This window comes from Limimaricola cinnabarinus LL-001 (assembly GCF_000466965.1).
In the GTDB taxonomy this organism is placed as follows: Bacteria; Pseudomonadota; Alphaproteobacteria; order Rhodobacterales; family Rhodobacteraceae; genus Limimaricola; species Limimaricola cinnabarinus.
In genome coordinates, this window is record NZ_BATB01000085.1 from 1 (window position 1) to 10,252 (window position 10,252).

The 10,252-nt window shown below is 67.0% G+C and carries 8 protein-coding genes and 1 pseudogene; 3 read left to right on the top strand and 6 right to left on the bottom strand.

The window, feature by feature from the left end; genetic code table 11:
- The 5 genes and pseudogenes from MBELCI_RS17030 to MBELCI_RS17050 form a co-directional block, all read right to left on the bottom strand.
- On the bottom strand, positions 1-615 hold a 615-nt coding region (locus MBELCI_RS17030), incomplete at its 3' end, for a mandelate racemase/muconate lactonizing enzyme family protein (RefSeq protein ID WP_369385487.1).
- Positions 615-2,171, bottom strand: coding sequence for a trimethylamine methyltransferase family protein (locus tag MBELCI_RS17035; RefSeq protein WP_045320417.1), 1,557 nt, complete (start codon positions 2,169-2,171; stop codon positions 615-617). The genes MBELCI_RS17035 and MBELCI_RS17030, both read right to left, overlap by 1 nt.
- A 107-nt stretch (positions 2,172-2,278) precedes the next feature.
- Positions 2,279-3,361: an FAD-binding oxidoreductase gene (locus tag MBELCI_RS17040; protein ID WP_021695493.1), complete on the bottom strand. Its 1,083-nt coding sequence runs from the start codon at positions 3,359-3,361 to the stop codon at positions 2,279-2,281.
- 3 nt (positions 3,362-3,364) lie between these two features.
- A pseudogene (locus MBELCI_RS17045) lies at positions 3,365-4,605 on the bottom strand (aromatic ring-hydroxylating oxygenase subunit alpha).
- Positions 4,606-4,827: 222 nt separating this feature from the next.
- Positions 4,828-6,864 carry an NADH:flavin oxidoreductase gene (locus MBELCI_RS17050; protein WP_021695495.1) on the bottom strand — a complete coding sequence of 679 codons (2,037 nt, stop codon included), beginning with the start codon at positions 6,862-6,864 and terminating at the stop codon, positions 4,828-4,830.
- 123 nt (positions 6,865-6,987) lie between these two features.
- Between MBELCI_RS17050 and MBELCI_RS17055 the strand changes: the two genes are divergently transcribed.
- A complete protein-coding gene (locus MBELCI_RS17055; RefSeq protein ID WP_110546609.1) occupies positions 6,988-7,641 on the top strand; it encodes a TetR/AcrR family transcriptional regulator in 654 nt (217 codons plus the stop codon).
- A gap of 232 nt (positions 7,642-7,873) precedes the next feature.
- Here the strand turns inward: MBELCI_RS17055 and MBELCI_RS17060 are convergent, their stop codons facing one another.
- Positions 7,874-8,575, bottom strand: a complete 702-nt coding sequence (locus tag MBELCI_RS17060; protein WP_021695497.1) for a GntR family transcriptional regulator — start codon at positions 8,573-8,575, stop codon at positions 7,874-7,876.
- Between the two features lie 97 nt (positions 8,576-8,672).
- Between MBELCI_RS17060 and uxuA the strand changes: the two genes are divergently transcribed.
- Both uxuA and MBELCI_RS17070 read left to right on the top strand, forming a co-directional pair.
- Positions 8,673-9,890 (top strand): mannonate dehydratase, encoded by a 1,218-nt coding sequence (gene uxuA / locus MBELCI_RS17065; protein WP_021695498.1) that lies wholly within the window; start codon positions 8,673-8,675, stop codon positions 9,888-9,890.
- Positions 9,887-10,252: mannitol dehydrogenase family protein (locus MBELCI_RS17070; RefSeq protein WP_045320416.1), on the top strand; the 366-nt coding region annotated here is incomplete at its 3' end. The genes uxuA and MBELCI_RS17070, both read left to right, overlap by 4 nt.

The following is a 10,252-nucleotide window of genomic DNA, read 5'->3' on the forward strand; positions in this document are numbered from 1 at the left end:
CGCAGGGCCTCGATGTCGGCCTCGACCGGGCGACCGCCCAGCTTGGACCTGCAGGCGGGGATAGCCTTCGGCGCATTTCTCGGCGGCGATGCGGGCCGCCTCGTCCGGTTCGGCAACGCCGATCGAATAATAGGAGGCGACGCGGTCGGTCAGCGCGCCGCCCAACAGCTCGGAGACGCTGACCCCGAGGCGCTTGCCCCAGAGGTCGTGCGCGGCGATGTCGATGGCGGCCTTGGCATAGTTGTGGCCGAAAAGAAGGCCGTCCATCCTGTCGTGCAGCGGGACGGGCAGGGCCGTGGTCCCGACCAGCCCCGGCGCCATTTCCCGCAGCGCCGCCAGCGCGCCGCGGGCATGGGCCTCCGCGTAGGTCGGGCCGACTGGGCAGGTTTCGCCCCAGCCGGTGGTGCCGTCCTCGGCCACCAGCTTCACCAGCGTGGTGGTCAGCGACCAGACCGTGCTGCTGGCGATCCGGTAGGGGCCGTCCTTCACCGGCAGCTCGTGTTGATAGAGGTGGATCTCGGCGATGCGAGGAACGCCGCGGGCACCCGCGAGCGCAGGGGCCGTCAGGGCCGCGGGATCGCCGTTGGGGGCGGAACCGATCAATGCGGTGGTCATCAATACTCCTGATTCAGAGCTTCGGCGGCGGGAATTTCGCGTTCGCGCCTGGCGATGTAGTCGAGCAGGGCTTCGTTTCGGGCCTCATCGAGCTTCGGCTCTCGGTATTCGCCGAGGAGCTTGCGGGCGAGGGCGAGGGCGCGCCCGGTGATCTCCTGCGACCCTTCGGCCTGCCATTGTTCGATCGAATTGTTGTCGAACAGCTCGGGCATGAAGAAGGCGGTCTGGAAATTCGCCTGCGTGTGCGGATGGCCCAAGTAATGGCCGCCCGGGCCGACATCGGGAATCGCCGCGAGGGCGGTGTCGATATCATCCCATTTCGGCCCTTCGGCCATGCGAAAGGCCATGGCGCATTGCTCGGCATCGGTGATGAACTTGGCGACCGAGCAATGCATCCCGGCTTCGTTCCAACCGGCTGAATGCCAGATGTAATTGGCGCCGGAATGGATCACGGCCGCCAATGTCGCGGCGCTCTCGTAGCCGGCCTGGGCGTCGAAGGTCTTGGCGCCGCCAAGCAGCGACGAGGTTCGCCACGGCACCCCGTAATGGCGCGCCATCTGGCCGATCATGAAGTTCATGAGGCTGATCTCGGGCGTGCCCGCCATCGGCGCGCCCGACCGCATCGACACGGTCGAGAGGTAATGGCCATAGATCGCCGGGCAGCCGCGCCGGATGACTTGCGTGTAGGCCAGCGCGCTGAGCGTTTCCGCGTTGAGCTGCGCGACGGTGGCGGGCACCGAGGCGGGGGTGTTGGCGCCACCCAGAACGAAGGGCGAGCAAAGCACGGGCTGGTTGCGGCGGCAGAAGGCGCGCATCGCGCCCAGCATGGTCTCGTCCCAGACCAGCGGCGAGTTGCCGTTGCAGTTGCCGGTGGTGACCGGGTTCTGCTCCATGAACGCCTCGCCGAACAGGATCGCGCACATCTCCAGGACGTCTTCGGCGTTTCGGGGGCTGGTCGTCATGCCCATGAAGGTCTTGTCGGAATGTTTCATGGAGGAATAGGTGATGCGCAGATGCCTGTGGCTGATCGGGTGATCGCAGGGCTCGACGATATGATGCGCCGAGGAATGCAGAGCCGGCATCATGTGGCTGAGCTTGTGGAACATCGCGAGGTCGTCGAGCGTCGGGCTGCGGCGCCGATCGTCGAGATCGCGCAGATAGGGCGCGCCGGTCATCGGCACGAAGATCGAATGCGGCCCGCCGAGGCGCAGGTTGTTCGCCGGGTTGCGCGCCGAATAGGTGAAATCCGCCGGGATCGTGGCGATCAGGTCGCGCACGAGGCCCCGGTCGAGATAGACCATCTCGCCTTGTACCTTCGCGCCAACCGCCCGCCAGTCGCGGATCGCGACGGGGTCCCGAAACAGCACGCCGACATTTTCGAGGATGTCCATCGAGGCCGCGTCGATGCGCTCGACCTGGGCGCCATCCATGACGTCGCAGACCGGGATGCCGCGCGTCAGCCCGGGCATCATCCGGTCGTCGCGGGCCGTCCGCAGCGCATGGCGGGCGGATCGCCCGCCTCTGCGCGCGCGCGGCGAGGCTGGGGTGCTGGTCATCTCGGTTCTCCTATCGGCCAGATCGATCCTGGGATCGATCCGCGCGCCGAGCCTGCACATCACCGAAGTCCTGTTGCAGAAACCGACACCGCGCCGCGCCTGCGGGATCAGACGTCGAGTTCCACCGTGCCGATCGGTTTCGAGCAGCAGGCGAGGATATAGCCCGCCTCGATGTCGTCCTCGGAGATGCCGCCATTGTGGACCATATGCACGGTGCCGGCGGTCTTCCTGATCTTGCAGGTGCCGCAGACGCCGAAGGTGCAGCCCGAGGGGATGACGATGCCGGCGCCACGCGCCACGGCGAGAACCGTGTCGGTCTCCTTGCACTCGGCGGTGACCTCCGAGCGGGTGAAGGCGACGCTGGCGAGCGCCTCCTCGTCGGGGACGAGGTCGTCATGCTCGGGGAGCTGCTCTTCCTTCTTGACCGGGGCGGCAAAGCTCTCCTGATGATAGCGATCCATGTCGCAGCCGAGCGCGATCAGCATCTCGCGCACCGCGTCCATGAAGGGCTCCGGCCCGCAGCAATAGATCTCGCGCTCCAGATAGTCGCCCGCGATCAGGCCGATCATCAGTTGGTTGAGGCGTCCGCGAAGCCCGGTCCAGACCCGGTAGGGGTCGTCCTCCTCGACGATGAAGGACAGCCGGATCGTGGGCACGCGCGAGGCCATCTGCTCGAGCCGCTGGCGGCAGATGATGTCCTGCGGCCGCTGGGCGCAATGGACGAAGGCGACGTCGATATCGGTGCCGCGATCGTAGAGATAGGTGGTCATGGACAAGGACGGCGTGATGCCCGACCCGGCCGAGATGAACAGGTATTTCTTCCGCTCGTTGCGGGGCAGGGTGAAGATCCCCGCCGGGCCCGTCGCCTTGATCTTCATGCCCGGCTGCAGATGGTCGAGCATCCAGCGCGTGCCGATGCTGCCCGCCTGCGCCTTGACCGTGACCGAGAGCGTCAGCGGCCGCGAGGGCGAGGAGGAGATGGTGTAGGTCTTCCAGACCGTGCCGCCCGGGACCGGCAGTTCCAGCGTCACGAACTGTCCCGGCTCGTAGCGGAACTGCGCGCCCGAGGGCGACACGAAGCTGAAGGTCACGGTGTTCGGTGCCTCCGGCACGATGGCGCAGCACAACAGCGGCTCCGCGTCGGTCCAGATGCCCGTCTCGTTCATCTTGATGTCCTCATGCAGGCCCATGTGCTACTCCGCCGCCATGCGGGCAGGCCCGCCGGTGATCGCCCGGATCAGGGTCGAGGCGTACCAGTCCACGAATTGCAGGTTGCCGCCCTCATGCGTCGGCGAATAGGGGCCGGGGCTGTAGGCCGGTGACAGGATGCCGCGCTGGTTGTTCTCCACCACCTCGCGATCCTCGTCATTGGTCGCGATCCACACCTCGGTGAGCCGCTTCAGATCGTAGTCCCGGCCCTCCACCGCGTCCTTGTGCACGAGCCATTTGGTCGTCACTTCGGTCTCCATCGGGCCGATCGGCGTGACCCGGAACAGGATCACGTGATCCGAGAGGAAGTGATTCCAGGTGCCCGGATATTTGAACTTCAACAGCGCGCCTGCGTCGCGAAACGGCAGCGAGGAGTTGGGCTTGGTGACCGCCACCTTGCCGTCCATCGTGTAGCTCTCGGCCTTGTCGAGGAGCGGCGTGCGCACGAAGCGCCAGTCGCCGAGTCCCGATATGCTGTAGCCCGAGGCGCGCCCGCCGCTTCGCAGCGTTGGGTATGGCTTTCCTGAAGCCCGGCCATCTGGCCGCTGTCGTCGTTGCCGATCGCGCGGGGGTCTTCGGGAAAGGTGCGGCACAGCGAGGGGTGGTTGCCCGCGCAATGGTAGCATTCCCGGTTGTTCTCCCAGACCAGCTTCCAGTTGCCCTTCTCGATGATCGTGCTCTCATGCGCGACCTTGGAGTTCTCGAGGTCGTGCGGTGCGAGGTAGCGCGCGGTCTCGGCCACGAACTCCTCGATCGGGGGCGCGATCTCGGCCAGACAGATGTAGACCATGCCCGAGACATTGCGGCAGTGGACCGATCTGAGCCCATGCGCACTGGCGTCGAACTCCGGTCCCATGTCGCGCGCCCACAAGAGCCGCCCGTCAAGCTCGTAGGTCCACTGGTGATAGGGGCAGACCAGCTTCGGGCCGGTGCCCTTTTTCGCGGTGCAAAGCAGAGACCCGCGATGCCGGCAGGAATTGTGGAAGGCCCGGATTTCGCCGTCGGCGCCACGCACGATTATCACTGAATAAACACCGACCTCGTGCACGACATAGTTGCCGGCTTTCGGGATCTCGCAGGTGGGAATGGAGAACAGCCAGTCGCGATACCAGATATGCGCCATGTCGGCGTCGAACACGCCCGCGTCGCAATAAAGGTCCTGCGCCAGCGAATGATCCGGCTTGCGGCGCAGGAGGGTGGAAAGGACGTCGGAGTCGCGAAGCATGGTCATCTCCCATCTGCCGGTTCGTGCGAGCCCGTCAGAAAACCGGTCGTTTGTCGCTGTTCGAGAGGGTCATGCGCCGCGTTGGTCCGACCCTGCCTGTCGTGTCGGAGAGTCGCATGACGACACGGAACGCAAGTCAAGAAATACGACCTCGGCAGATGAATTTCCGACTGGGTCCGAAATCCGCAGGCACGTCCGGGCCCCGAGCTCCGTCGTCATGCGTCAAAGCAACTTGCACAGCCGCAGCGCGTCGTAGATCGCCGCATGGGTGTTGCGGGCCGCGACCGCATCACCGATGCGAAAGAGTTGGTAGGACCCTTCGGGGTTGCGCATGACCTGCTGCGGCCGACCGTCGACCAATGCCTCGTGATCCACCTCGCCCAGATTGGTCGATTCGGGGCGCAGATCGAAATAGATGTCATCCAATGGCCGCGTGCCGTGGTTGACCACGACCTGATCGACCTCGCGCTCGCGGGTGACGCCGCCGTAATCGCTGCCGATCCGCGCCCGCAGCTTGTTGCCGTCGCGGACGACCGCGTCGAGCTTCCACGTCACGGTGAAGGTCACGTCGCGCCGTTGCAGCTCGCGCATCGCGGGGGTCAGCGACATGGCCATGACCTCGGGGGCGAAGCTGCGGTCGCGGGTCATGATCTCGACCCGCGCGCCGGTGGCGGCGATGGCTTCGGCCGCCTGAAGCGCCGCGTAATCGCCCGCGTCGTCGTAGATCAGCACGTTGCCGCCCGGCTTGGCGTCGCCCGACAGGATGTCCCAGGCCGACACGACCAGATCGTTGCCTTCGTCGAGCACCGCGACATGCGGCAGCCCGCCGGTGGCTATGATCACCACGTCGGGATCCTCGGCCCGGACCGTGTCGGCCTCGGCGAAGGAGTTGAAGCGGAAACCCACCCCGAGTCTTCGGCATTCCTCGAAGCGCCACTGGATCAGCTGAATCATCTCGGCCCGGCGCGGGGTGAGCGCGGTGAGCCGCACCTGACCGCCGGGATCGTTCGCGGCCTCGTGGACGATCACCGCATGGCCGCGCTCGGCCGCGACGCGCGCCGCTTCGAGACCGGCCGGCCCGGCGCCGATGATCACGACCCGGCGTGAGGCGTCCGCCTTGGGCACCAGATGCAGCTCCTGCAGCTCGCGTCCCGTGGCGGGGTTGTGCAGGCACAGCGCCATGCCGCCCTGATAGATCCGGTCGAGGCAGTAATTCGCCCCGACGCAAGGGCGGATGCGGTCCTCCTCGCCGCGCAGGATCTTGGCGACGATATGCGGATCGGCCATGTGGGCGCGGGTCATGCCCACCATGTCGAGCTTGCCGCTGGCGATGGCGTGCCGCGCCGTCGCCACGTCCTGGATCTTGGCGGCGTGAAAGGTGGGAAAGCCGGTGCGCGCCCGGATCTCGCCGGCAAACTCCAGATGCGGCGCGCTGCGCATGCCCTGTACCGGGATCACGTCTGTCAGGCCCGCATCGGTGTCGATATGTCCCTTCACCACGTTGAGGAAATCGACCATGCCGCAATCCTTCAGGCGGCCCGAGATCTCCAGCCCGTCCTCGCGGGTCAGGCCGCCGGGCAGATCCTCGTCCCCGGTGTAGCGGACGCCGACGAGGAAATCGGGGCCGACGCGCGCCCGGATCGCCCGCAGCGTGTCGAAGGTAAAGCGCAGGCGGTTGTCGAGATCGCCACCATAGGGCCCGTCCAGCTGGTTGGTCAGCGGCGACCAGAACTGGTCCATCAGGTGGCCATAGGCCTGCAATTCGATCCCGTCGAGCCCGGCGGCCTGCATCCGCTCGGCGGCGTCGGCGTAATCCTCGATGATCCGGGCGATATCCCAATCCTCGGCCATCTTCGGAAAGGCCCGATGCGCGGGCTCACGCTCAGGCCCGGCGGAGACGACAGGCAGCCAGTCGGACTTGTCCCAGCGGGTGCGGCGGCCGAGATGGGTGAGCTGGATCATCACCGCGCAGCCGTGATCGTGGCAGGCGTCGCTGATCTGGCGCATCCAGCCCACGACCTCGTCCTTCCAAGCAAGGATGTTGTTGAACACCGGCGGACTGTCGCGGGAGACGCTGGCCGAACCGGCGGTCATGGTCAGCGCGACGCCCGCACGCGCGCGCTCGACGTGATAGGCGCGGTAGCGCTCCTTGGGCATCCCGTCCTCGGGGTAGGCCGGCTCGTGGCTGGTGATCATCAGCCGGTTCTTCAGCCGCAGATGCTTGAGGTCGTAGGGTTGGAGCAGGGGATCGTGGGACATGGTCGACTCCGTGGCCTGATATGGCGACGATCCGTCAAAATGTTCACATGCGTCAATTAAAAGTTCACGACTGTATTTTTCATTGCGGCCCGTCCCTGCCGCCTCTAGGCTGGCCGCATGCCGATGCACCCTATTGAAACCGAAAAGACGACAGGCTGGCGCGGTTCGCGCGAGCTGTGGCTGGAGGCGGCGAAGCAGGCGTTGCTGGAGGCCGGGCTCGATTCGGTGAAGATCCAGCCACTCGCGGCTCGGCTGGGCCTCTCGCGCACCAGCTTTTACTGGTTCTTCGGTGATCGGAACGCGTTGCTCGATGCCTTGATCGAGGAATGGGATGCGAAGAACACCGGGGCCTTCATCACGGCGTGCGACGCCTATGCCGAGACGATCGCCGAGGCCGTGCTCAACCTGATCGTGGTGTTCCACGACCCGGAGCTGTTCGAGCCGCAGCTCGACTTCGCGGTGCGTGGCTGGGCCCACAAGTCCGATGCGGTGATGGCGCGGGTCAACGCCGCGGACGAACGACGGCTGGACGCCATCCGAAGGATGTTCCTGCGCTTCGGGTTCGCGGCCGGGGATGCGGACATCCGGGCGCGCACGGTCTATCTGGTCCAGATCGGCTACATTTCCATGCAGGTGCAGGAAGATCGGGCGGCCCGCATGGCCCGGGTGCCGGACTATGTGCGGATCTATTGCGACATCGCACCGGCTGCAAACGAGCTCTCCCGGTTCCATGCCCGCCTCGGCTTCGAACCGGGGCAGCCGGCTTCATCCCTGTGACGTCGGTTCCGAGGACCCCTTCCCTGAACGGATTTATCCCCCGGCCTCTCTGATAGGTCTGCCGAGCGCGGCGAAGCCTTTGGACACGGCAGAGGGCTTCACCCGACCGGAATTCGTCGTGGAGATCGAGGTGCCGCCGTCCTGACGAGGTAGCGGTGCCTGTCGGCGTCGCCACCATTCGGCTCCGACAGGTCGGCCCGAGGCCGGGATGTCCCCGCCCAAGACCCCGCGCCTACTGCGCGGGGTCGGCGATGAAGAAATCGGGATGCGCCTCGGCGATCTTGGGCAGGTCGTCGAGCACGCCGCGCAGATGGGTGCGGATCGCCGTCTCGGCGACCTCGGCGTCCTTTGCGGCGACGGCTTCGACGATCGCGCGGTGCTGGCCGACCAGCCGGTCGAGCGGGAACTCGGCGGCGGTCAGGTGGCGCACCCTGTCCATGTGCATCTTGATCGGCTGCAGATGCGCCCAAGCCCCCGCGCGCCCGGCGATCTTCGCCAATGTGCGGTGGAACAGCTCGTCGAGCTGCACGAAGCTTCGGCCTCCATCCCGCGCCGCCTCGGCCTGTTCCGCCACCTGGCGGCGCAGCTCCGCCACGTCGGCGGCATCGGCGCCTTGGGCCGCGAGGCGGGCGATGTCGGCCTCGACCGCCTCGCGGACGAAGCGCGAGACCTCGACCTCCGAGACGTCGATCTTGCGCACATAGGTGCCGCGCTGCGGCCGCACCTCGAGCAGCTTTTCCCCGGCGAGCCGGATGAACGCCTCGCGCACCGGCTGGCGCGACAGGCCGTAGCCGGTGGCGATGTCCTGCTCCGACAGGCGGGTGCCGGGGGGGCAGTTCGCCGGTGACGATACGCTCGCGCAGGCTGGCGATGAGCTGAAGGCCGACCGGGGCGGAAGCGTCGAGGGCGAGGGGGGAGGAAGCTGGCATGGCACTCTCTGTAGACCTGTTTCCGTGATAAAGCATACTACCATACTTGTAAACTTTCGAATCACGATCTAGGCTCCTTATCCAACGGGGAGGAGATCCATCATGCGGCAGACGTGGCGCTGGTTCGGGCCAAAGGACGGGGTCGGCATCGACGAGATGATGCAGGCCGGGGTCGAGGGTGTGGTCTCGGCGCTGCACCATTTGCCGACCGGTGCGGTCTGGTCATCGGACGAGATCGCGCGGCGGCAGCGCGAGATCGCGACGCGGGCCGATGGCAGCGCCTCGGGTCTCGCCTGGGAGGTGGTCGAAAGCCTGCCGGTGTCCGAGGACATCAAGAAGCAGAGCGGCGACTGGCGCGACCACGTGACGGCCTACAAGCAGAGCATGGAGACCCTCGCCGCCGCGGGCATCGAGGTGATCTGCTATAACTTCATGCCGGTTCTCGACTGGACTCGCACCGATCTCGCCCACCGGGTTGCGCATGGCGGCACGGCGATGCGCTTCGATCTGCACGACTTCGCGGCCTTCGATATCCATATCCTGAAGCGCCCCGGCGCGGCCGAGAGCTTTCCCGAGGGCGTGGCCGAGATCGCGGCCGAGCGTTTCGCGCGGATGGACGAGGACACGCGCCGCCGTCTCGCGACCAACGTGGTCTTCGGCCTGCCTGGGGCGGCCGAGCATTTCACGCTCGAGGACGTGCGCGCGCATCTGGCCGAATATGCGGAGATGAGCGCCGAGACGCTGCGCGGCCATCTTGTCGATTTCCTCTCCGAGGTGGCGCCCGAGGCCGAGCGGCTGGGGCTTCGGCTCTGCTGCCACCCGGACGACCCGCCGTTTTCCCTGCTCGGCCTGCCGCGCGTGATGTCGACCGAAGCCGATTACCGCGCGGTGATGGAGGCGGTGGAGCTTCGCGCCAACGGCATCACGCTCTGCTCCGGTTCTCTCGGGGCGCGCGCCGACAACGACATCCCCGGCATGATGGCGCGGCTCGGCGACCGGGTGCATTTCCTGCACATGCGCAACGTCGCGCGCGAGGGCGACGGCACGCCCTGTTCGTTCCACGAGGCCGAGCATCTGGGCGGCGACACCGACATGGTGGCGTTCATCGCCGCGGTGTTGCGCGAGGAGGCCCGGCGCCGGGTCGAGGGCCGCGCCGACGCCTCGATCCCGTTCCGCCCCGATCACGGGCAGGACATCCTCGACGATCTCAAACGCAAGGCCCAGCCGGGCTATCCGGCGATCGGGCGGCTCAAGGGGTTGGCCGAACTGCGCGGCGTCATGACCGCGCTCGAACATTCGACGCATGGGCTCAGGCCATGAACCGGCTGTCGCGCAGCGCGCTGGCGCAGCTTCCCCAAGGCGTAGCCCCCGGCTATGACCCGGCGGCGCATGGGGTGGGCATCCTGCATCTCGGCGCAGGCGCCTTTCACCGCGCCCATCAGGCGGCGATCACCGACGCGGCGCTCGCGGCATCGGGCGGGGATTGGCGCATCGCGGGCGTCAGCCTGCGTTCGGCCGATCTGGCAAAGGCGCTGGCACCGCAGGACGGGCTCTTCACGTTGATCGAGCGCGGGGCGGAGGACGACCGCGCGCGGGTGATCGGCGCGATCGACCGGGTGATCGCGGCGCGCGGCGCACCCGAGGCGGTGCTGGGCCGATGGCCGATCCGGCGATCCGCATCG